The sequence below is a fragment of the Yersinia aleksiciae genome, assembly GCF_001047675.1.
Taxonomy (GTDB): Bacteria; Pseudomonadota; Gammaproteobacteria; order Enterobacterales; family Enterobacteriaceae; genus Yersinia; species Yersinia aleksiciae.
Window position 1 is genome coordinate 3,485,740 of sequence record NZ_CP011975.1, and the last position, 23,197, is coordinate 3,508,936.

Below are 23,197 nucleotides of genomic sequence, written 5' to 3' on the forward strand. Positions count from 1 at the left end.
TCAACCGAACCGGATGATTGAGTCGAATATCAACCGAACCCTGATCCAATAAAAAAACCCCTCATTCGAGGGGCAAATAAGCCAAAACCTTAATTTAATCCCAGCGCCTTCCTCACCCCATCACCATAATCCGGATGAACCTGACTAAACAACGCAACTTGACGGCGTTGAATCTCCTCTGGAACCTGTGACAACTCACCGGCAATACGGGCGAACATCCGCTGATGCTCTTCTGCACTCAGCAGATTAAACAGCGCCCGTGGCTGTGAGAAGTAATCGGTATCTTCGCGGTGATTCCAGTGATCAGCAGCACCTTCCAATGTTAATGGTGGTTCGCTGAAATCAGGTTGCTCCTGGAACAAACCAAAACTGTTTGGCTCGTAAGTCGCGCCATTACCACTGTTACCATCCACACGCATCGCGCCATCACGATGATAATTATGGAACGGACATTTGGCACTGTTCACCGGGATCTGATGATGGTTCACACCTAAACGATAGCGCGCGGCATCACCGTAAGAGAACAGGCGGCCCTGCAACATGCGGTCAGGGGAGAAACTCACTCCTGGCACCACGTTGGCTGGGTTGAATGAGGATTGCTCAACTTCGGCAAAGTAGTTTTCTGGATTGCGGTTTAGCTCAAAGAAACCGACGTCAATCAGTGGGTAATCACCGTGCGGCCACACTTTGGTCAGATCGAATGGGTTATACGGGGTTTGGGATGCTTCGTGCTCTGGCATCACCTGAATTTGTAGATTCCAACGCGGGAAATCACCGCGCTCAATGGCTTCGTACAGATCACGCTGAGAACTTTCTCGGTCAGCCCCGACCAGTTTTTCAGCTTCATCATCCATTAGATTTTCAATGCCTTGCTGGCAGCGGAAATGGAATTTAACCCAAAAACGCTCATTGTTGGCATTGATAAAGCTGAAGGTATGGCTGCCGAAACCGTGCATGTGACGATAAGATTTTGGCAGGCCACGGTCACTGAAATCGATGGTGAGCTGATGCAACGATTCGGGCAGTTGGGAGAAGAAATCCCACTTATAGGTAGGGTTACGCAGGTTGGTGCGTGGATCGCGTTTCACTACGTGGTTCAGGTCAGGGAATTTCAGCGGGTCACGTAAATAGAACACGGGGGTGTCATTACCGACCAAATCCCAGTTACCCTCCTCGGTGTAATATTTCATGGCGAAGCCACGAATATCACGTTCCGCATCGGCAGCACCACGCTCACCGGCCACTGTTGAGAAGCGGACAAACATTTCAGTCTGTTTGCCCACTTCGGAGAAAATTTTTGCACGGGTATATTGGGTGATGTCATGGGTGACGGTAAAAGTACCGTAGGCACCGGAGCCTTTAGCATGCATGCGGCGCTCAGGGATCACTTCGCGATCAAAATGGGCCAGTTTTTCCAGGAACCATACATCTTGCAGCAGCATGGGGCCGCGGCGGCCAGCAGTGACGACATTATTATTATCAACAACGGGTGCGCCCGCTGCGGTAGTTAACCCTTTCTTTTTGCTCATCATTCTCTCCATTAATGCTATTGAATTGACTGACTTTTCGGGTGCTTAAAAGCATGACATTTCGCCAAAAGCCTGATTGACAAGATAATAATTTAAACAACAACAGCGGCTTATTCTTTGATCTCCACACTAGTTGTAGCCTTATTGACTGCATTCAGCAAATAGGTACGCCTTATCATTACCATTGCTAACATAAAGGGCTTCAATTGAATGGATATTTACAATCATTTGAAATGCTGTGTTATTTAATCGTTTTTTACGTGTATTTATGGTGTTTTTTTCGGTTAAACTCGACGCAGGGAAACCTGTTTGCCGCAATCTGCTCACGGGTGACATCACGAATAATGAGAGAAAAATATGAATAAGCATTTGATCGCGTGTGCAGCTAGCTTGCTGTTTGTGGCGGGTTCCGCCAGTGCTGTGAGTTTTAACGCCGAAACAGGGCGTGATTACACCAACTTAGGTTTTGGTATGGGGACCAATACTGGCGGATTGGCGATCAGTGGTAACTGGGCGCGCAGTGATCATGACGGTGACATCTATGGATTGGGGCTGGGCTTCAATCTCCCTATTGGCCCAATGATGGCGACCGTCGGTGGCAAAGGCATCTATATGTCACCGGAAGATGGCAGCAATGGCGGTGCCATCGCGATTGGTGGCGGGCTAACTTACCCAATCAACAAATCATTCACCCTGTACGGTGAGGGCTATTTCGCCCCTGAAGAGCTGACCAGCGGCATGAAATCCTATAGCGAAGCCAACGGCGGCTTGCGTTGGAATGTATTCCGTCCACTGACCGTAGATGTCGGCTATCGCTACATCAATATGGAAGGTAAAGAAGGGAAGCGGGATAATCGTGTAGCGGATGGGGTGTATATCGGCGCTGGTCTTAACTTTTAATTATCCTGCGTCCTTGGCGCCGCAGGGGTGTTAGCTACGCTCACTTACCCGAATCACTGACTTGGGTCAGCTCATCGGGATGCGTTCGCTTGCTGCCTACCTGCGACCCCAATGACTTTGGCTAATATCCTGCGACCTGGCGCCGCAGGGGTGTTAGCTACGCTCACTTAGCCGAATCACTGACTTAGGTCAGCTCATCGGGATGCGTTCGCTTGCTGCCTACCTGCGACCCCAATGACTTTGGCTAATATCCTGCGACCTGGCGCCGCAGGGGTGTTAGCTACGCTCACTTAGCCGAATCACTGACTTGGGTCAGCTCATCGGGATGCGTTCGCTTGCTGCCTACCTGCGAGCTTGGCTAATATATTGGTCATTTTTGATTAAATAAAAGGGCGCATTCCTGACTGGATATGCACCCTTTTATTTGCGGCCTGAATTATCCGACGGCCGGTAATGCGCCGGTGACAATCCCTACCTGAATACCAATCACCACGACGCCGCAGGCAAACACCGCGGCCAGTGCGGGTTTTCCGCCCCAGACCCGATAACTTCCCTGATGGATATTACGTGCCTTCCACGCCAGCATTGCCGGCAGAATTAAAGCTAATACCGACAACGCAACAGCGGCAAAACCCAGCGCCATAATAAAACCGCGTGGGTAAAACAGCGCGAACAGTAGAGGAGGGGTAAACGTAATTGCGCCCGTTTGCAGGCGACCGCGCACAGAATTACGGCGCTTAAACAGATCGGCCAGATAATCAAACAGCCCCAATGCTACCCCGAGGAAGGAGGTCGCCAGCGCTAAATCGGCAAACAGGTGAACCGCCAGCTCAACGTGTGGCGAGGCGACCACATCGCGCACTGCCTGTAATAAGCCATTCAGCCCAGCTTGCTGCGCCAGAATGCCGACAAAGGTCTGGGAAGAGATGGCCCCGAGAGTGGTTAACTGCCAAAAAATATAAGCGATTAGCGGAATGGCGCTGCCGATAATAAACACCCAACGCAGCTTACGAATATTGCCACCCATATAATTGACGATGCTCGGCACACTGCCGTGGAAGCCAAATGAGGTAAAAATCACCGGAATCGCAGAGAGCGCCAGCCCCTGCTCCAACGGCAACGTCAGTAAGTTAGTTTTTTCGATATGCGGCATCATCAGTGCCAGCATCACAATCAAAAAGATAATTTTGGCGCTAAATAAAATGCGGTTGAATAGGTCGACTGAATGGGTGCCGATACAAACGACGCCACCGGCAACTAACGTGAACAGCAATACGCCCAGTGAGGTTGGAAACGACTGCTGGGTCCATTGACTGATACTGGTGGCTAGCAACTCACCGGCACCGCTGATATAAGCCGCCGTCAGCGCATACATCAAAAACATCATGCTGAAACCGGTAAGCCACTGCCCCCGATTGCCAAGATAGCGCTTCGCTAAGGTTCCCAGTCCGGTATCTGCTGCTTCATGCTGATAAACTTCTACTAACAGCAAGGCGGTGTAACACATTAATACCCAAAGAGAAATTAGCAAGGCAAGGGTGACGCCAAAACCGACCCCGGCAGCCGCCAGTGGCATTGCCAACATGCCTGCACCAATAGTGGTCCCTGCAACGATAAATATACTGCCCAGAGTGCGATTCTTCACGCTTTCCTCTACTACATGACAATTTATTGGAATTATTGAGTGCAGCAGGGTAGTGGATTGGCCTGTTTGTGTCAAATCGTCGTTACGATCGGTGTAAATATATCGTTACGATGTGCGGGGCGGGAAAGTTTGTCAACGGTTTGATTTTATAGTGGTTACTTATTCTCCCTACGGGAAATGATTGTGTTTAAGTGACGGGATTCATAAAGTAACTAATATGGGTACCAACGCATGGGCACCAACGGAGAATAAAATGATCAGAGTGGAGATGTTGAGCACTGGCGATGAAGTGCTGCATGGGCAGATTATTGATACCAACGCGGCTTGGCTGGCGGATTATTTGTTTAATCAGGGTTTGCCTATCAGTAGCAGGGAAACTGTCGGTGACTCACTCTCAGCACTTATTGAGGTGCTGACGGAGCGTAGCCAAGTTGCCGATGTGTTGATTGTGAATGGGGGGCTTGGGCCAACCAGTGATGATCTGAGTGCCTTGGCCGCTGCCCGTGCCGCCGGAACAGAGCTGATTGAGCATCCGGAATGGATTGCGCGCATGGAGGCTTTCTTTCATGAGCGTGGTCGGGTGATGTCAGCGACCAACCGCAAGCAGGCTCATATTCCGGCCAATGCCGAGATGCTGGATAACCCAGTCGGTACTGCCTGTGGTTTTGCGTTACAGCTGAATAAATGCCTGATGTTTTTCACCCCTGGCGTGCCGTCAGAATTTAAAGTGATGGTAGAACAGCAGATTATGCCGCGTTTACGCCAACACTTTGATGTCGCCGAACCGCCATTGTGCTTACGAATGACCACCTTTGGCCGCTCTGAAAGTGATCTGGCGCTAGAGCTGGATCCGCTACCACTGCCGGCAGGCGTGGTGCTGGGTTATCGTTCCTCTGCACCCATTATTGAGTTGAAGTTGACTGGGCCAGCTTCTGCACGTCCCGCGATGGAACAGGTGTGGCAGCAGGTCAGGGCGGTTGCAGGCGATAGCACGATATTTGAAGGCACTCAGGGCTTACCGGCATGGTTGGCCGAACAATTGACACAGCGCGGCTTGTTGCTGGCCGTCAGTGAGCAATTTACTGGCGGATTGATGCACTGGCAGTTGCAGAGCGCAGCTGTACCGCTGGTGGGTGGTGAACTGCTGCCGGCGCATTGTCAGGAGTCATTAGCCGAGGTAGCCAACCGCGCGCAATCATTATCAATGCTGTGTGGCGCTCAGTTGGTATTGGCAGTGAGTGCGATGCAAAATGATTGCCTGAGCGTGGCGCTGCATACCCCTGAGGGGACGTTCGCTCAAACAGTGCGTTATCAGGCCAGCCGCCATGGTTTGCGGATTCGTCAGGAAAGCAGTGCTATGCTGGCGCTGGATATGTTGCGCCGTTGGTTAAGAGGCAGCCCTGTCTGTGGTCAACACGGCTGGCTAGAAGTCATTGACATTTTACCGTTAAAGAAATAACCCTACCTTAATATAAAGGCGTCGAATTTAAATCACGCCTTTTATCTTGAAATGTATTCACATATTAAATAAATCCAATTCATTATTTATCGACTGTACTTTTTTGTTTTCACGCTAGCTGAAATTGCATATTAATAACTTAGCGGTCTTGCCTTGCCTTGATTTTATTTCCACGATACATTTTTATTTTAAGTCAGGGTGTGATTATGCTGATTATATTATTTGGGTGGTATTTCTGTTTTAAATATTTATTTGATTCATTGGTATTAATTATTGTTTTATTTTTATTATTATTACAGTCTGTTTTTGCTGATAATCGGCCGGGTTTTGTCTGCGGCAAGTTTAATGGTCATGTCATGGAAGTGCCTAATAGCTATATTATTTACTGGGCAGAATATGAAGGGGCCAGTGCCTGGGACCCTGATTTTATTAATAATAAAAAAGGTTGCGATGCTAATTTTGTGGTGTTGCCGATGATAACCCGTTGGCCGGATATGCAGCCCGGAGATCAGGAGAAGTGGTATGTACAGGGACTAAGGTATGAGGGGTTAGCCATAAGTGTTGAGCCATTAAGGCGACCCGATATGGATATTACCTATATGCGTGATTTTTATCTTACCCCCCGAAAAGATAAAACATTTGATCCGATTATTTATATTGATGAATTAGGACTGTTTTTTGTAAAAATGACCAGAAAAATACCTCGTTTCCCGCCGGTAGAAAAAAATGATCCTTATCGGTTTGATGAGAAGATTAATGGTTATTATTGGCAAGAAACTGATGGTGGAGTCCCCGTGGTTTTTGATTGTATGTGGCTCCCATTGGAGAAAAGATATTATATCTGTGATGCCATTTTTGTTATGTCGGAAATAGGTTCACTGGTTGAAGTCACTTTTACCATCGAAAAACTACCACAATGGAAAATGATTGTCAGTAACACCCAGCAGTTTCTTTTATCGCATATTAAACGTTAAGGAAGATAATGATGTCTCCTGAGATGAATATACTCTCTTCATCAAAAAATAAAACTCTGTCGAGCTATTTAATAGTGTTGGCAATAGTGTTTTTTATGATGATGTCACCACTCAGTTCTGCTGATAACCGGCCGGGTTTTGTCTGCGGCAAGTTTAATGGTCATGTCATGGAAGTGCCGGAAGAGTACATTATTTATTGGGCAGAGTATGAAGGGAAAAGCTCTTGGACACCGGGTTTTACCAAAAATAAAAAAGGCTGTGATGCTAATTTTATGTCTTTACCCATGATAACCAGTTGGCCGGATATGCAGCCAGGTAATCAGTCAAAATGGTATGTTCAGAAGATGCGTTTTGAAGGACTAAAAATAAGTGCTAAGCCATTAATGAGACCCGATGTCGATATTACCTATATGCGTGATTTTTATCTCGAAAAACGAAAAGATAAAGAAATAGACCCTGTAATTTACCTAGATGATTTAGAAATGTTTTTCGTCAAAGTCACTACGAAGTTAATGCGTTCTGAGCGCCCAGATAAAAATGATCCCTATTGGCCTTATTGGTTTGATGAGGATATTAATGGTTATTATTGGCCAGAAGTTAACGGACGGATCCCCGTCATATTTAGTTGCGAATGGCATCCATTGGAGAAAAGAGATTTTTATTGTATTGCTCTGTTTGTGATGTCGGAAATAGGTGCGCGTGTTGAGGTGAAATTTACACCCGAGAAGTTGCCTCAATGGAGAAAGATTGTCAGTAACACCCAGCAGTTTCTTTTATCGCATATTAAACGTTAAGGAAGATAATGATGTCTCCTGAGGTGAATATACTCTCTTCATCAAAAAATAAAACTCTGTCGAGCTATTTAATAGTGTTGGCAATAGTGTTTTTCATGATGATGTCACCACTCAGTTCTGCTGAGAATCGGCCGGGTTTTGTCTGCGGCAAGTTTAATGGTCATGTCATAGAAGTGCCGGAAGAGTACATTATTTATTGGGCAGAGTATGAAGGGAAAAGCTCTTGGACACCGGGTTTTACCAAAAATAAGAAAGGCTGTGATGCTAATTTTGTATCTTTACCCATGATAACCAGTTGGCCAGAGATGAAGCCGGGTAATCAGTCAAAATGGTATGATCAAAAGTTGGAATTTGAAGGATTAGCCATCAGCCTCGAACCGTTAAGGCGACCCGATGTTGATATTACCTATAAGCGTGATTTTTATCTCGAAGAAAGAAAAGATAAAAAAATAGACCCTGTAATTTACCTCGATGATTTAGAAATGTTTTTCGTCAAAGTTACTACGAAGTTAATGCGTTCTGAACGTCCAGATAAAAATGATCCCTATTGGCCTTATTGGTTTGATGAGGATATTAATGGTTATTATTGGCCAGAAGTTAACGGACGGATCCCCGTCATATTTAGTTGTGAATGGCATCCATTAGAAAAAAGAGATTTTTATTGTATTGCTCTGTTTGTGATGCCGGAAATAGGCGCGCTTGTTGAAGTTATTTTCACACCTGAAAAATTGCCTCAATGGAAAAAGATTGTCAGTAATACCCAACAGTTTCTTTTATCGCATATTAAACGTTAAGGAAGATAATGATGTCTCCTGAGGTGAATATACTATCTTCATCAAAAAATAAAACTCTGTTGAGCTATTTAATAGTGTTTTTCATGATGATGTCACCACTCAGTTCTGCTGAGAATCGGCCGGGTTTTGTCTGCGGCAAGTTTAATGGTCATGTCATGGAAGTGCCTAATAGCTATATTATTTACTGGGCAGAATATGAAGGAGCCAGTGCCTGGGACCCTGATTTTGTTAATAATAAAAAAGGTTGCGATGCTAATTTCGTTTCATTACCCATGATAACCCATTGGCCGGATATGCAACCGGGAGATAAGGAGGTTTGGTATAAACAGATGCTAGAGTTTGAAGGTTTAACCATCACTGTCGAACCCTTAAGGCGACCCGATATGGATATTACCTATAAGCGTGAGTTCTACCTTAAAAAACGGAAGGATAAGGCATTTGATCCGGTTGTTTATATTGATAAATTAGGGCTTTTTTTTGTCAAGGTAACCAAAAAGCTAATTCGGCCTGAACCACAGGATAAAAATGATCCCTATTGGTTTGATGAGGATATTAATGGTTATTACTGGGCTGAGGTCGAGGGGCGAGTGCCGGTGGTATTTGATTGTGTCTGGCTCCCGTTGGAGAAAAGATATTATATGTGTGATGCCATTTTTGTGATGCCAGAAATAGGCGCGTTGGTTGAAGTTACTTTTACACCTGAAAAACTACCGCAATGGAAAATGATTGTCAGTAACACCCAACAGTTTCTTTTATCGCATATTAAACGCTAAGGAAGATAATTATGCTAGAGAAAAAAAGTAATCTTGGTAAATTGCAGCTTAATACTGCTGATTTGAAATGTGCCAGAGAAATATTGGAATCTCACAAAGAAAGTAAGAACCCTGGCCCGATGTATGATTTTTTAATCACGAAGGGTGATCGTTATGCAATATTGGCTAATGGCGTAGTTAATGGGAACTCTATCGCCGGCGAAATAGCGATTAGCTACTTAAAGAGCGTTGCTGGCGGCCATAATCAGCCGATAACGGAAGTGCAGCTTATTAATATTCGCTATGATATGGCACTTGGCTATCTTGATATGCTGCAAAGCAGGTTAGACAGTCGTACAGGTACTATTTACGGTGATATCAACCATAAGCAGGCAGAAAAATTCCACTATATAGTGCTTAATAAATATGGGTTACCCCCAGAGGCCTGGACACTGAATCCGGTTTTAAAGGTGATGCCAGAAAATTTTCGGGAAGGATATTGGCAGGACACATTGAATGCAGCAGGGAAGCCAGCTAAAGAGATATGGCTCTCTTATTACACCACCAAGTACATGTTTGACAAATTATCGACTTCGGAAGCGGTAGATCAGCCAGAGATTCGTATCTGGCTGAAGACCGTTTCGGACATCGATAACCTTGGCGCAGTCGCAAGCGCCTTAGGTAACCAGCTCTTTACCTCTGATGAAGCCCCCCCAGTTTCAACCCAGCAGTGCAATATCGACATCAGCATTACTCCATCGCCACTTGCGACACAGCGTATTACCGATGAAGATCAAGCACGACGTGATGTGGCTAATGGTTATTTGGTGAATAAGCCCACCCACAGTTTATCTTTTACCGACGGCACACTGGATAAAACCGATTTTGCCTCGGTACAGATGGGGAGCATGGCCTCGGGGGGAATTCGCCCCGGCGAAATTCAGTTAGATCCCAATACACAGCCCAGCCGCTATTTATCTGAATACTATCTTGAACGCCCCTATTATCTATTGCCGGAGACGGGCTTATTTGATGCGGCCACGCTAAATGGGCTGTCAGCACAAACCACCATGAATACCTATGTTGATCCGCTATTGCTGGATCTATCGGGTCGCGGCGTGAAGATCAGTGGCCTGAGGGATGGCGTATTATTTGATAGCGATAATAGCGGTACCTTAAAACGTACTGGCTGGGCAGGGCCAGATACCGGCATGCTGGTTATCGATAACGGCAGCGGGAAAATCGAAAATATCAGCCAGATGTATTCGGAATATTATGCGGGGGCCACCGGTGTGGAGGGTCAGCCGGGAGAAAGGCGTTATCAGGATGGATTTGCCGCGTTGGCCAGTGAAGACAGTGATGGTAATGGTGTGATTGATAAAGGTGATCCTGTCTGGCATAAGTTGCGTGTTTGGTATGACAGTTCAGGTAATGGCATCGTTGATCGGGGGGAACTGAGGACGCTACATCACTGGCGTATTTCGCAAATCAATGTTGATGCGAGTGCAATAGACAATGATATTCGCAATGGCAACAGAGTCATGGCTCGCAGTATTTTTATGATGAATGGCAAGCCCCGAGAGGTACTGGCGGTGAATTTTATCAGTTCACCCGTGAGCAACACGATCACCAAACGTGACAATAATGGCGCATTTATCCGTTCTGTCATCGGAGATGTGACGACCACTGCCTATGTTCAACTCAGTAATAAAAAAGCAAAGCTGTTTGCCGATGTGTTAGCGGTGAACAATATTTATGGTGGCAACAAGGATGACATCTTAACGGCCAGTGCGGCGGGCAGTTGGCTGGTGGGGCGCGGTGGCAGCAATACTTATAAGGGCAAGTCAGGCAATGATGTGTTTGTTATCAGTGCCAGTGATGATCCCAACAATATTCAAGGGAACGGCGGAACAGATACTGTCCTGATCACGGGTGATAAGGCCGTTGCACTGAATATGGCGCACAGTGGCATCACCATTGCTCAGGGGGGAGACGGCGATGACATCATTCTTAGTGGTGGCGATAGTGGCGTGTTTATTAAGGGCGGTAAGGGTAATAGCACACTGGTCGGTGGGGGTGGCAATGACGTGTTGAGTGGTGGTGGCGGCAAGAACCGCATTGTCGGCGGCAGTGGCAAAGCGGTGATTTACGCCGGATCACAAGGCGATATCATTTATGCTTCCGAGCAAGGCAGCATTATCCACGCCGGAGGGGGTACCGATCGCATTTATGGCAATAAGAGCGATGATGTGATTGTGGCGGGTAAAGGAGATGCGCTGATTGATGGCGGGGGAGGTATTAATGTGGTGGCGTTGCATGGCAGCTATGCGGATTACACCATGACTCGTACGAAAGGCGGTTATCAGGTGAAGGATAAGGTCGCGGATCGTGATGGCACCCTGACCTTGAAGAATATTCAAAAACTGAATTTTGCCGATATCTCAGCGGTCGCGCTGGGCGAAAATAGGATTATCCCGCTCAATGATATTTTAATTTATGGTGATGGCTCACCCATTAGCCGCTTTCTGGATACAAATATTCCGGCACAAGCGGTGCTGGGGAATGATTTTCGCTTTAATAATGAGACGAAACTGGTCATCGCCAACGTCAGTGACGCTATCGGCGGCACTGTTCAGCTTAAGGATGATGGTGATGTGCTATTCATGCCGGATAGCACATTCACAGGAGTGATGAGTTTTAAATATGAAGTAAAAAGTACCACAGGAGACCCCGCACTTTTCGTTATGAATTTACCCAGCGGAGAGTCAACAACGATGCGGGCCACCGTCGTCATGCGCAGCGCTGATATTCCTAACGATCCCCTACTTATCAAGCAAACTTATCTCAACGATATCAATGTGATCCCTGTTTGGCAGGATTATACCGGCAAAGGCGTACGCATTGGTCAGTTTGAGCCAGGCGGCCAATTCGCCACTGTCCCAGAGATTTTTGATATCCAGCACCCCGATTTAGTCGCGAACGTCGATCCCCATTGGCTCGCCACACAACAGAATACTGGAGTACTGCCTGAAGCTATTTCAAATCATGCTTCTATGGTGGCTGGCGTGATGGTGGCGGCTAAAAATCAGGTGGGTGGTGTGGGTGTCGCTTATGACGCGACACTGGGCGGTCACTATCTGAGCAATAATGGTGCGGATCTGACCACCTTGGGTAAGATGTCCAGCTATGACGTTGTGAACCATAGCTGGGGCTTCAAGCATGAGTTTGCCATCAGTAATGTCTCCAGCGGAATGATTAATCTCGCCAATATACTCAATACGACGTTGCACTATGCTGCGGCTAATGGCCGCGGGGGATTAGGCACTATTATTGTGACCTCCGGCGGCAATCAACGTGAGCAGGGCGGTAGCACTCAAGGATCCTTGATGAGCAATTCCCGCTTTGGTATTCAAGTGGGGGCGATGAATGCCAAAGCGGATCTTTCCACATTACGTGCGCACTCAGAGCCTTTTTCAAACACGGGAGCCAGCTTGCTGATTTCAGCCCCAGGTAGCCATATTCTTTCCAGCAGCCACCAGATCACGACCGAGCGCGGGGCCGTATTCGGAGCCCAATACAGCCACGAACAAGGGACCAGCTTTGCTGCGCCGATAGTTTCAGGTATTGCGGCGCTGATGCTTCAGGCCAATCCGAATCTTGGGTTTCGGGATGTGCAGACGATCCTCGCGTTATCGGCACGCCGGGTTGACGATACTGCGACTCAGTGGCGCATAAATCGCGCCAAGAATTGGAATGGCGGCGGTATGCATGTGAGTCATGATTATGGTTTTGGTGTAGTGGATGCGCGGGCAGCCGTGCGCTTGGCGGAAAGCTGGACTGTTCAGAAGACCAATGCAAATCAACAGGTTTTGGAAGCTCGCCATAGATTTGGAGCGCGAGGACCACTCTCTGCTGGAATGGCGAGAGAGACATCGATAGTGCTGAGTGACAATCTCGATTTTGACATTGAACAGGTTGAAGTGGATTTCAGTGCCAATGTGGGGCGTTTAGGGGATCTGACTCTGACACTTATCTCCCCGAATGGCACTAAAAGCATTCTGCTTGATCGTGCAGGGAAAAAAACGACTGACAGTGATGATCATGGTGATGTCGATGTCGACACTGGCAGCCAGATCAGCGGCGATTTTAACCATACCTTTATGTCGACGCATCATCGGGGCGAACAGTCTGGCGGTCAGTGGCGCTTGATGGTTAGAAATAGCCAAAACGGTTTGCCTGTTGAACTGAAAAAATGGTCATTACGGTTATTTGGCAGCCAGATTAGTCATGATGATACTTACTTTTATACCGATGAGTTTACCGCGCTGGTCGCGCAACTGCCAGCACGGGCAATTCTCGACGATGTTATTGATGGCGTTGCCGGAGGCCGCAATACCTTGAATGCGGCGGCAATGTCCGGTGATGTGAAGGTCAATTTACTGACTGGAAAGGCAAGTCTTGGCGGTACTCCACTGACGATCCGTTCCCCCGAGCATATTCATAATCTGATGGGTGGTGATGGCAACGATACTTTAACGGCGGGTAAGCAGCATAGTGTGCTTGATGGTGGGCGTGGGATAAACCTGTTGGAAGGTGGGGTAGGAAAAGAGATTTTTGTGGTGCGCCAACGCGCTAATGGCAGTGACTGGATTGTGAACTTTGATGCTGATAAAGGGGAACTCATCCAATTGGTGGGCTTTGCGGATCAGCGGTTCGATACAGTGCAGTTGATACAAGCCGAGAAGGATGTGAAGGTTCAACTGGCTGATAATCAGCATATTATTATCAAAGATAGGCAGGTTACGGCACTTAAGGCACACCATTTTCACTTTGAGGATACCTTTGCCCCTCCCGCGGGTTATTTTGACAGCCGCATGAGGATCGAGGGTCCAAAAGCGGCTCCTATCGTGCTAGATACATCCGCAGCAGCGAAACCATCGGGTATTATGCTCAATGGCGGTGGGGGCGGTGTCAGCTTATCCTTCGTTGATAATAAAATGGTTGCCGCATTATCGGGTAAAGTCTATCAGCGAGATAATGCCAAACCCAGCATCTATGTTGTGATGTCTCAGCAGGGAAAATTGGAGTATGGCAATGCGGTTCGAGGATTCCGCGCCGGTATTGATAAAATTGATTTGAGCGCCGTGGGTATTCGTAATTTCAGTGAGTTAACGCTAACAAAACGGCGTTCGATGGTTATTAATGGATTGGCTCTGATTCAAGGAGTGGATATCAAATCAGCGGCGCAAGGCCCTGAAGGGCATAGTATTGAGCTGGCCTATCTGGATGGGTTGGATGTCGAGCACCTTGATGCGAAGGATTTTATTTTTGCGGAGGCAGACGCTATGTTATCTGATAGCCCATTTACCCATGACGATATGGGGCAGCTGATTAATATCACGGCAGATTTTGATCGTTCAATCCGTGACTATGAGAGTGTTTTTGTGCCAGCTAAAACAGCGCAACTTGTTGCCCCTACATTGACGGCAGGCCCTTGTTAGTCCTTATCTATTTCGAATGGCTACTTATTCGGCATAACAACCTGAAAGCTTTACTACCCACTCAGCTGAATGGGTATTTTTCATGAGGTCAGACTAAATAACTCAGCGGAGGGTTACTTCACCTGCGCGTTTCTCACTTCTTTGCCCGCTTCCCAAATCCGGTATTTCACGTCTACGCCTTGTGGCACATAAACCACAATCGGCAAGCGGCTGTTATAGCGCTGCATGGCGGCATCACCGAGATTGGCGGCGATAAATTGTGGGTGACGGCTATTATCTGGGCACGCCATCATGGTGGAGGCGGGTTCTGAGATTTTATCCATCACCAGATAGTCAAAGCCCCAGCCAGACAAGGTTCTGGTTTCCAACTGACCACCGAGCATATGGCGATTGCAGTCAACTTCCAGGGTTTTTCCGATCAGTAATTCCACTTTGAAGCGTGATTCATCTTTTTGTGGATCAAGGAAAATGACCTGGCGGGTCATGCCTTTTTCAGCCGCTGGATAAGGCGCGATTTTTTCTAATGGCTGCTGTTGATTAAGCGGTTGTGGCGTCTCTGCCATCGCGCTAGCCGATGCTGCCACTAACAAGCAGGCTACCATGATTCTATTTTTGTTCATCTTTTATCCCTATGATTTTTCAGGTAATGCCGCACTTAAGATAGCATACAACCCAAAGTTTGATTATAGGTGAAATCCGAAGTATTCCGATGAGGAATAACTCAAGCTTATATTTTGAGTGCGCAATCAGCAAGTTGAAGAGGAACGTTGAGGCCTATGGCGGCTTAGCGGCTGGCGGGGCGATTGCACCGATGGGCACTCCGACGGCTTACGCCGTTACGGCCTAGTCGATACATTTCCTCGCTAATCAATGTGGTCAACGACCTGAAAGACCCGTAGGGATCTTTGGGGTTAAAGCTCGATCTCAATATCACCCAATGGCTGGCAGCAGCAAGGCAGGATTTCGTTGGGTTGAATAAACGCCAGAGGTTGCTGTGAATAGCAAACTTCACCTTTGAGTAAGCGCAGGCGGCAAGAGCCGCAATAACCAGAGCGGCATTGGTACTCAATCTGTATTTGATGGTGCTCGAGTGTTTCCAGCAAATTGCGGCTATTAGCGGGGCGGTTGAGTTGAGCACCGGTGGTGCTCAACTTCACAATAGACGTCATCAATTACAGCTCGAAATCACTCAGGTCGTCAGCACTGATTTCGGAATCAATCTGACCGACCAGGTAGGAGCTGACTTCAACTTCTTGCGGGGCCACTTGCACGTTATCGGAGACCAGCCAAGAGTTGATCCAGGGAATCGGGTTGGTGCGGGTATTAAATGGCACACCCAGACCGACGGCCTGCATGCGGATATTGGTAATATATTCAACGTATTGGCACAGAATCTCTTTGTTCAACCCAATCATGGAACCGTCGCGGAACAGGTACTCTGCCCACTCTTTCTCTTGTTGCGCGGCCAAAACGAATAGGTCGTAGCACTGTTGCTGACACTCTTCAGCAATTTCAGCCATTTCCGGATCATCTTCACCAGCGCGCATCAAATTAAGAATGTGCTGGGTGCCAGTTAGGTGCAGTGCTTCATCGCGAGCGATCATTTTGATGATTTTGGCGTTGCCTTCCATCAGTTCGCGTTCAGCAAACGCAAATGAGCAGGCGAAGCTGACATAGAAGCGGATCGCCTCCAGCGCATTCACGCTCATCAGGCACAGATAAAGCTGTTTCTTCAGCTCACGCAGGTTGACGACCACGGTTTTGCCGTTGACCTGATGAGTGCCTTCGCCCAGCAGATGGTAGTAGCTGGTCATTTCAATCAAATCGTCATAATACGCCGAGATATCTTTCGCGCGTTTGAGGATCTCTTCGTTGGTCACGATATCATCGAAAACAATCGCTGGATCGTTAACGATATTGCGGATGATATGCGTATAAGAGCGGGAGTGAATAGTTTCAGAGAACGACCAGGTTTCTACCCAGGTTTCCAGCTCAGGGATCGAGATCAGCGGCAACAAGGCGACGTTAGGGCTACGGCCCTGAATGGAGTCCAGCAAGGTTTGATATTTCAGGTTACTAATAAAAATATGTTTTTCGTGATCGGGCAATGCGTTGTAATCGATACGATCGCGTGAGACGTCGATCTCTTCTGGACGCCAGAAGAAAGAGAGCTGTTTCTCAATCAGTTTTTCGAAAATAGGGTGTTTTTGCTGATCGAAACGCGCCACGTTGACGCATTGACCCAAGAACATGGGTTCGAGTAACTGGTTGTTTTTATTTTGTGAAAAAGTGGTATAGGCCATGATTTCCTCAGGGGACAAGCGAAGGGCAAATAAAAATAAGCCCTTTATACCTTCTTACTTGGCGACGCACGGGGGTTAACTGCAACACCAAGTTATTGGTATAAATAACAAAATTAATCATCCCCCAGCTTGCCGCGTGATAAAGCTGGCATCAACTGGGGGAGGGCCTGACTGCTAAATCAGATCTTACATGCACCGCCTTCGCAGTCGTCATCACCCGGTTGGCTTTGAATATCTTCCTGCACATCATCAGCACCGTCACGGGTGTTTTGATAGTAAAGGGTCTTCACACCAAATTTGTAGGTGGTCAGCAAATCTTTCAGCAACTGCTTCATCGGCACTTTGCCTGATGGGAAGCGGGTTGGGTCGTAATTGGTATTTGCCGATATCGCCTGATCGACGAATTTCTGCATCAAGCCAACCAATTGCAAGTAACCGTCGTTATTTGGCATATCCCACAGCAGTTCGTAAGCATCTTTCAGGCGCTCATATTCAGGAACAACCTGACGCAGAATACCATCTTTAGAGGCTTTGATACTGACGTAACCACGTGGTGGTTCGATACCATTGGTGGCATTGGAGATCTGCGATGACGTCTCAGAAGGCATCAGCGCCGACAGCGTGGAGTTACGCAGGCCGTGGGTCTGAATCTCTTTCCGCAGCGTTTCCCAGTCGTAATGCAAAGGTTCGTCGCTGATAGCATCCAAATCTTTCTTATAGGTATCGATCGGCAGAATACCTTGTGAATAGGTGGTTTCGTTGAACCACTGGCAAGCACCTTGTTCACGGGCCAGCGCGTTTGAAGCTTTCAACAGATAGTACTGAATCGCTTCAAAAGTGCGGTGAGTCAGGTTGTTAGCGCTGCCATCGGAGTAACGCACGCCATTCTTCGCCAGATAATAAGCAAAGTTAATCACGCCAATACCCAAGGTACGACGGCCCATTGCACCACGTTGTGCTGCGGCAATCGGGTAGTCTTGATAATCGAGCAGAGCATCCAGCGCACGTACTGCCAGCACCGCCAAGTCTTCTAAATCATCAAGGCTATCAATGGCACCGAGGTTGAACGCCGACAAGGTACAGAGTGCGATTTCGCCATTTTCGTCGTTGATGTCATTCAACGGCTTGGTTGGTAAAGCAATTTCCAGACACAGATTTGACTGACGTACCGGTGCAATTTTTGGGTCAAATGGGCTATGGGTGTTGCAGTGATCCACGTTCTGAATATAGATGCGGCCTGTAGAAGCGCGTTCTTGCATCATCAGAGAGAATAGCTCAACCGCTTTTACACGCTGTTTACGGATGCTGCTGTCTTGCTCATATTTGACATAAAGGCGCTCAAACTCATCCTGATCAGCGAAGAACGCATCATACAGCCCCGGCACATCTGACGGGCTGAACAGGGTGATGTCTTCACCTTTCAGCAGACGTTGATACATCAGTTTGTTGATTTGTACGCCGTAATCCATATGACGCACGCGGTTGCCTTCAACGCCACGGTTGTTTTTCAGCACCAGCAGGCTTTCAACTTCCAAATGCCACATTGGGTAGAACAAGGTGGCCGCACCGCCACGAACTCCGCCCTGTGAGCAGGATTTTACGGCGGTCTGGAAGTGTTTGTAGAACGGAATACAACCGGTGTGGAAGGCTTCACCGCCACGAATTGGGCTACCCAGCGCACGGATACGGCCTGCATTGATACCGATACCGGCACGTTGTGACACATATTTCACAATGGCGCTGGAGGTGGCGTTGATCGAATCCAGACTGTCACCACACTCGATCAACACGCAAGAGCTGAACTGGCGCGTAGGGGTACGAACACCGGACATAATTGGTGTTGGCAGCGAGATTTTAAAGGTCGAAATGGCATCATAGAAACGCTTGATGTAATCCATCCGAGTTTCACGCGGGTAGCTAGAGAACAGGCAAGCGGAAACCAGCATGTACAGGAATTGGGCACTTTCATAGATCTCGCCGCTCACACGGTTCTGCACCAGATATTTGCCTTCCAACTGCTTAACCGCAGCGTAGGAGAAGTTCATATCGCGCCAATGGTCGATGAAAGTGTCCATCTGTTCGAACTCTTCTGCGGTGTAATCTTCCAGCAGATGTTTGTCGTATTTGCCCATATCCACCATTTTCGTCACATGGGCGAAAAGTTTTGGTGGCTCAAACTGGCCGTAAGCCTTTTTACGCAGGTGGAAAATCGCCAAACGAGCGGCCAAGTACTGATAATCTGGTGCATCACGGGAGATAAGATCAGCCGCAGCTTTGATGATGGTTTCATGGATATCGGCAGTCTTAATACCATCATAAAACTGAATGTGTGAACGCAATTCTACTTGAGATACCGAGACGTTATGTAAACCTTCCGCGGCCCAGTCGATGACCCGGTGGATTTTATCCAGATTGATGCGTTCTTTAGTGCCATCGCGTTTAGTAACAAGTAGGCTTTGGTTCATGTGATCTTTTACCTTCCGTGTGTTTACACTCTGTAAGCCAAGCAAACGCCACGCTGCATTTTCAGGCAGTGAGTAGTGTCATTGTTCAGTATGTAAACACAATATATAGGGGGTGGGTGTTGGTTAGATAACAAGATAGTGAGTATTGTGTCTTTTAGCAAGTGAACAAGATCGGACAATTGTGTGGATAACTTGGGGGTGAATTGTTACAAACGGCCCTCAGGCTGCGTCATTACTGGGGCTCACCTACTGCCAATCTAGGGGATAAGATTTTACTGAAAATCTTAAAAATTTGATCGTTTGCCGGTTTATTAAACATTAAGAAAAAACAGCATAACTTATCGCTTTTTTTGTTTAAAAAAACCGTTTCTGCCCATTTTCTCGATTGACGGCGTATAAAGTCACAAATTGGTGCAGGCTGAGGCCACTCAGGTGCAGTTTCGTGCAGAAGTCATTGGCGCAGTAGCAAGACAGCACAACGCCAATGACTAAGGTGATTACTCTGTATCTCGTTGAGTATGCACCATATAATTCACATCAACGTTGCGACCCAACTTGAAATGGTCTGTTATCGGATTGTAATGCAGCCCGATAATGTGGCGTTCGCGCAGCGGGGTTTGATCGACCCAGCCGATAAGTTCTGATGGGCGAATAAATTTTTTCGAATCATGGGTACCTTTCGGCACCATCTTCAAAACATATTCCGCGCCGACCACGGCCATCAACCAGGATTTGGTATTGCGGTTAATAGTTGAGAAGAAAACATGCCCGCCAGGTTTGACCAATTGCGCACAGGCACGGATCACCGAGGCTGGATCAGGAACGTGCTCGAGCATCTCCATGCAGGTCACTACATCGTAATGTTGTGGGAATTTTTGCGCATGGCTTTCAACGGTTTCCTGCACATAATCCAGTTTGACACCCGTTTCAAGCGCATGCAGCCGTGCCACTTGTAGCGGTTCATAGCCCATATCCAACCCGGTGACCTGTGCACCTTCCTGTGCCATGCTTTCTGCTAGAATGCCGCCGCCGCAACCGACGTCCAGCACATTTTTATCGAAAATGCCGCCTGAGCGCTGCAAAATATAATCGAGACGCAGGGGATTAATGCGATGGAGTGGCTTAAACTCACCTTCCAAATCCCACCAGCGGGAGGCAACCGCTTCAAATTTAGCGATTTCTTGCTCGTCGACATTGTGTTGGGGGGCTGTGGTATCTACACGCATGAAGAGTTCTCACTGTTCTGTTTCTTTGCGCGGATTATACATGTTCCCCATCAATTGGCGCAGTTTTGTGTCTAAGACTTAAGCGCAATGTAGTTTCGCCAAAATTGGGGTTTTGTGATATAGTTTCGTACCTTTAAATCCGGTAATTAGTAGAGGGATAGCGGCTCAATGAGCGACCTTGCCAGAGAAATAACACCGGTCAACATCGAGGAAGAGCTGAAAAGCTCCTATCTGGATTATGCGATGTCCGTTATTGTCGGACGTGCTTTACCAGATGTCCGGGATGGACTGAAGCCGGTTCACCGTCGCGTACTGTTCGCGATGAATGTACTGGGCAATGACTGGAATAAACCATATAAAAAATCGGCCCGTGTAGTTGGGGACGTTATCGGTAAATATCACCCGCATGGTGACAGCGCGGTCTACGACACAATAGTGCGTATGGCCCAGCCGTTTTCACTGCGCTATATGCTGGTGGATGGGCAGGGTAACTTCGGTTCCGTTGATGGCGACTCCGCCGCGGCGATGCGTTATACCGAAATCCGTATGTCTAAAATTGCTCACGAATTGTTAGCGGATTTAGAAAAAGATACCGTCGACTATGTGCCGAACTACGATGGCACCGAGCAAATTCCTGCTGTAATGCCAACGCGCATCCCTAACCTTTTGGTTAACGGTTCGTCAGGTATTGCCGTTGGGATGGCAACCAATATTCCGCCACATAACCTTTCTGAGGTTATTGATGGCTGTTTGGCCTATATCGAAGATGAAAACATCAGCATCGAAGGGCTGATGGAATATATTCCGGGGCCAGACTTCCCAACAGCCGCCATTATCAATGGTCGCCGTGGTATTGAAGAAGCTTATCGTACTGGCCGTGGCAAGGTGTATATCCGTGCTCGTGGTGAAGTAGAAGCTGACGCTAAAACTGGCCGTGAAACCATTATTATTCACGAGATCCCGTATCAGGTGAATAAGGCGCGGTTGATTGAAAAAATCGCCGAGCTGGTTAAAGAAAAACGAGTTGAAGGCATCAGTGCGTTGCGTGATGAGTCTGATAAAGACGGCATGCGTATCGTGATTGAAATCAAACGTGATGCCGTCGGCGAAGTGGTACTCAACAACCTCTACTCGCTGACGCAATTGCAGGTGACTTTCGGTATCAATATGGTGGCTCTGTCTCAAGGACAGCCTAAATTGCTGAACCTGAAAGACATTCTGGTTGCCTTTGTGCGCCACCGCCGTGAAGTGGTCACGCGCCGGACCATTTTTGAGTTGCGTAAAGCCCGTGACCGCGCACATATCCTGGAAGCGCTGGCCATTGCCTTGGCTAACATCGATCCGATTATCGAATTGATTCGTCGTGCGGCGACCCCTGCGGAAGCGAAAGCCGGCTTGATTGCCAGTCCGTGGGAGTTAGGTAACGTTGCTGCCATGCTGGAACGTGCCGGTGGTGATGCTGCCCGCCCTGAATGGCTGGAAGAAGAGTTCGGTATCCGTGACGGCAAATATTACCTCACCGAGCAACAAGCTCAGGCCATTTTGGATCTGCGTTTGCAGAAACTGACCGGTCTGGAGCACGAAAAACTGCTGGATGAGTATAAAGAGCTGCTGACCGCTATTGCTGAGCTGATCTTTATTCTGGATAACCCAGAGCGCCTGATGGAAGTGATCCGCGAAGAGTTGGTGGCGATTAAAGAGCAATATAACGATGCTCGTCGTACTGAAATCACGGCCAACACCTCTGATATCAACATCGAAGATCTGATTAATCAGGAAGATGTGGTTGTGACGCTGTCCCATCAGGGCTACGTCAAATACCAACCGCTGACGGATTACGAAGCTCAGCGCCGTGGCGGTAAAGGTAAGTCAGCTGCGCGTATCAAAGAAGAAGACTTCATTGATCGCCTGTTGGTTGCCAATACCCACGACACTATTTTGTGCTTCTCTAGCCGTGGTCGTCTCTACTGGATGAAGGTCTATCAGTTGCCTGAGGCCAGCCGTGGGGCGCGTGGTCGTCCAATCGTCAACTTGTTGCCGCTTGAGCCGAATGAGCGTATTACCGCCATTCTGCCAGTGCGGGAATATGAAGAAGGCCGCCACATCTTCATGGCAACCGCTAGCGGTACTGTGAAAAAAACGGCCTTGACTGAGTTCAGCCGCCCACGCAGTGCCGGTATTATTGCCGTCAATCTAAATGAAGGCGATGAGCTGATTGGTGTGGATCTGACCGATGGCAGCAATGAAGTTATGCTGTTCTCCGCATTAGGCAAAGTGGTTCGCTTCCCAGAAACGCAGGTCCGCTCGATGGGCCGTACTGCGACGGGTGTTCGTGGTATCAACCTCAATGGCGATGATCGGGTTATCTCCCTGATTATCCCGCGTGGTGATGGTGAAATCCTGACTGTGACTGAAAATGGTTACGGTAAACGTACCGCAGTGGAAGAGTACCCAACCAAGTCCCGTGCGACTCAGGGGGTTATCTCCATTAAAGTCAGTGAACGTAATGGTAAGGTTGTCGGTGCCGTTCAGGTTGCACCAACCGATCAGATCATGATGATTACTGATGCCGGTACTTTGGTTCGTACCCGTGTTTCAGAAGTGAGCGTTGTGGGTCGTAACACCCAAGGCGTCACGCTGATCCGTACTGCTGAAGATGAGCATGTGGTCGGTCTGCAACGTGTCGCCGAACCGGAAGAGGATGATGACATCCTTGATGGCGAGTCATTGGAAGGTGAAGAGGGCGGCGATGAAAACGCAGCACTGAACGCACCGGAAGACGATGCTGCAGCTGAAGACGATGATGTAGAAGACGAGAACGCATAATGCGCTGATAAGTGCATCCGGGAGCTGTT

At 47.9% G+C, this 23,197-nt stretch carries 15 protein-coding genes; 8 read left to right on the plus strand and 7 right to left on the minus strand.

Annotation, left to right across the window (positions count from 1 at the left end; translation table 11 throughout):
- Window positions 1-89: 89 nt before the first annotated feature.
- Complete coding sequence (locus ACZ76_RS15670; RefSeq protein WP_172684452.1) at window positions 90-1,529, minus strand: catalase; 1,440 nt, start codon at window positions 1,527-1,529, stop codon at window positions 90-92.
- 357 nt (window positions 1,530-1,886) lie between these two features.
- Here ACZ76_RS15670 and ACZ76_RS15675 point away from each other — a divergent pair, with 357 nt between their 5' ends.
- On the plus strand, window positions 1,887-2,429 hold the full coding sequence (locus ACZ76_RS15675) for a YfaZ family protein (RefSeq protein ID WP_048619755.1): 543 nt from the start codon (window positions 1,887-1,889) through the stop codon (window positions 2,427-2,429).
- A gap of 436 nt (window positions 2,430-2,865) precedes the next feature.
- Here ACZ76_RS15675 and tyrP read toward each other — a convergent pair whose 3' ends face one another.
- Window positions 2,866-4,074 carry a tyrosine transporter TyrP gene (tyrP, locus tag ACZ76_RS15680; protein ID WP_048619756.1) on the minus strand — a complete coding sequence of 403 codons (1,209 nt, stop codon included), beginning with the start codon at window positions 4,072-4,074 and terminating at the stop codon, window positions 2,866-2,868.
- 253 nt (window positions 4,075-4,327) lie between these two features.
- On the opposite strand from tyrP, the gene ACZ76_RS15685 reads away from it, so the two are divergent.
- The 6 genes from ACZ76_RS15685 to ACZ76_RS15710 all read left to right on the plus strand — a co-directional run bounded on the left by ACZ76_RS15685 (window position 4,328) and on the right by ACZ76_RS15710 (window position 14,348).
- The gene (locus ACZ76_RS15685) at window positions 4,328-5,533 is read left to right on the plus strand and encodes a nicotinamide mononucleotide deamidase-related protein YfaY (protein ID WP_048619757.1); all 1,206 of its coding nucleotides are present in this window, start codon (window positions 4,328-4,330) and stop codon (window positions 5,531-5,533) included.
- A 206-nt stretch (window positions 5,534-5,739) separates the two neighbouring features.
- Complete coding sequence (locus ACZ76_RS15690; protein WP_048619758.1) at window positions 5,740-6,507, plus strand: hypothetical protein; 768 nt, start codon at window positions 5,740-5,742, stop codon at window positions 6,505-6,507.
- A gap of 95 nt (window positions 6,508-6,602) precedes the next feature.
- On the plus strand, window positions 6,603-7,301 hold the full coding sequence (locus ACZ76_RS15695; RefSeq protein WP_412179163.1) for a hypothetical protein: 699 nt from the start codon (window positions 6,603-6,605) through the stop codon (window positions 7,299-7,301).
- Window positions 7,302-7,396: 95 nt separating this feature from the next.
- Window positions 7,397-8,095, plus strand: a complete 699-nt coding sequence (locus ACZ76_RS15700; protein ID WP_048620329.1) for a hypothetical protein — start codon at window positions 7,397-7,399, stop codon at window positions 8,093-8,095.
- Window positions 8,096-8,178: 83 nt separating this feature from the next.
- Window positions 8,179-8,868 (plus strand): hypothetical protein, encoded by a 690-nt coding sequence (locus tag ACZ76_RS15705; protein ID WP_162489044.1) that lies wholly within the window; start codon window positions 8,179-8,181, stop codon window positions 8,866-8,868.
- Window positions 8,869-8,879: 11 nt separating this feature from the next.
- A complete protein-coding gene (locus ACZ76_RS15710; protein ID WP_048619760.1) occupies window positions 8,880-14,348 on the plus strand; it encodes a S8 family serine peptidase in 5,469 nt (1,822 codons plus the stop codon).
- Between the two features lie 113 nt (window positions 14,349-14,461).
- Here ACZ76_RS15710 and eco read toward each other — a convergent pair whose 3' ends face one another.
- The 5 genes from eco to ubiG all read right to left on the minus strand — a co-directional run bounded on the left by eco (window position 14,462) and on the right by ubiG (window position 20,342).
- Window positions 14,462-14,968, minus strand: a complete 507-nt coding sequence (gene eco, locus ACZ76_RS15715) for a serine protease inhibitor ecotin (RefSeq protein WP_048619761.1) — start codon at window positions 14,966-14,968, stop codon at window positions 14,462-14,464.
- A 291-nt stretch (window positions 14,969-15,259) separates the two neighbouring features.
- Window positions 15,260-15,517 carry a class I ribonucleotide reductase maintenance protein YfaE gene (gene yfaE / locus ACZ76_RS15720; RefSeq protein WP_048619762.1) on the minus strand — a complete coding sequence of 86 codons (258 nt, stop codon included), beginning with the start codon at window positions 15,515-15,517 and terminating at the stop codon, window positions 15,260-15,262.
- Window positions 15,518-15,520: 3 nt separating this feature from the next.
- Window positions 15,521-16,651: a class Ia ribonucleoside-diphosphate reductase subunit beta gene (gene nrdB, locus ACZ76_RS15725; RefSeq protein WP_048619763.1), complete on the minus strand. Its 1,131-nt coding sequence runs from the start codon at window positions 16,649-16,651 to the stop codon at window positions 15,521-15,523.
- A 179-nt stretch (window positions 16,652-16,830) separates the two neighbouring features.
- A complete protein-coding gene (nrdA, locus tag ACZ76_RS15730) occupies window positions 16,831-19,116 on the minus strand; it encodes a class 1a ribonucleoside-diphosphate reductase subunit alpha (protein WP_048619764.1) in 2,286 nt (761 codons plus the stop codon).
- A gap of 497 nt (window positions 19,117-19,613) precedes the next feature.
- Complete coding sequence (gene ubiG, locus ACZ76_RS15735) at window positions 19,614-20,342, minus strand: bifunctional 2-polyprenyl-6-hydroxyphenol methylase/3-demethylubiquinol 3-O-methyltransferase UbiG (RefSeq protein WP_048619765.1); 729 nt, start codon at window positions 20,340-20,342, stop codon at window positions 19,614-19,616.
- A 168-nt stretch (window positions 20,343-20,510) separates the two neighbouring features.
- On the opposite strand from ubiG, the gene gyrA reads away from it, so the two are divergent.
- Window positions 20,511-23,168, plus strand: a complete 2,658-nt coding sequence (gyrA, locus tag ACZ76_RS15740) for a DNA topoisomerase (ATP-hydrolyzing) subunit A (protein ID WP_048619766.1) — start codon at window positions 20,511-20,513, stop codon at window positions 23,166-23,168.
- Window positions 23,169-23,197 lie beyond the last annotated feature (29 nt).

What these genes read in the sequence shown, in the direction of transcription:
- gyrA (WP_048619766.1), top strand. Translation starts at nt 20,511, where the DNA reads ATGAGCGACCTTGCCAGAGAAATAACACCGGTCAACATCGAGGAAGAG.
- eco (WP_048619761.1), bottom strand. Translation starts at nt 14,968, where the DNA reads ATGAACAAAAATAGAATCATGGTAGCCTGCTTGTTAGTGGCAGCATCG.
- ACZ76_RS15705 (WP_162489044.1), top strand. Translation starts at nt 8,179, where the DNA reads ATGATGATGTCACCACTCAGTTCTGCTGAGAATCGGCCGGGTTTTGTC.
- yfaE (WP_048619762.1), bottom strand. Translation starts at nt 15,517, where the DNA reads ATGACGTCTATTGTGAAGTTGAGCACCACCGGTGCTCAACTCAACCGC.
- ACZ76_RS15690 (WP_048619758.1), top strand. Translation starts at nt 5,740, where the DNA reads ATGCTGATTATATTATTTGGGTGGTATTTCTGTTTTAAATATTTATTT.
- ACZ76_RS15675 (WP_048619755.1), top strand. Translation starts at nt 1,887, where the DNA reads ATGAATAAGCATTTGATCGCGTGTGCAGCTAGCTTGCTGTTTGTGGCG.
- nrdB (WP_048619763.1), bottom strand. Translation starts at nt 16,651, where the DNA reads ATGGCCTATACCACTTTTTCACAAAATAAAAACAACCAGTTACTCGAA.
- ACZ76_RS15695 (WP_412179163.1), top strand. Translation starts at nt 6,603, where the DNA reads ATGATGATGTCACCACTCAGTTCTGCTGATAACCGGCCGGGTTTTGTC.
- ACZ76_RS15710 (WP_048619760.1), top strand. Translation starts at nt 8,880, where the DNA reads ATGCTAGAGAAAAAAAGTAATCTTGGTAAATTGCAGCTTAATACTGCT.
- nrdA (WP_048619764.1), bottom strand. Translation starts at nt 19,116, where the DNA reads ATGAACCAAAGCCTACTTGTTACTAAACGCGATGGCACTAAAGAACGC.
- ACZ76_RS15700 (WP_048620329.1), top strand. Translation starts at nt 7,397, where the DNA reads ATGATGATGTCACCACTCAGTTCTGCTGAGAATCGGCCGGGTTTTGTC.
- ubiG (WP_048619765.1), bottom strand. Translation starts at nt 20,342, where the DNA reads ATGCGTGTAGATACCACAGCCCCCCAACACAATGTCGACGAGCAAGAA.
- ACZ76_RS15670 (WP_172684452.1), bottom strand. Translation starts at nt 1,529, where the DNA reads ATGAGCAAAAAGAAAGGGTTAACTACCGCAGCGGGCGCACCCGTTGTT.
- ACZ76_RS15685 (WP_048619757.1), top strand. Translation starts at nt 4,328, where the DNA reads ATGATCAGAGTGGAGATGTTGAGCACTGGCGATGAAGTGCTGCATGGG.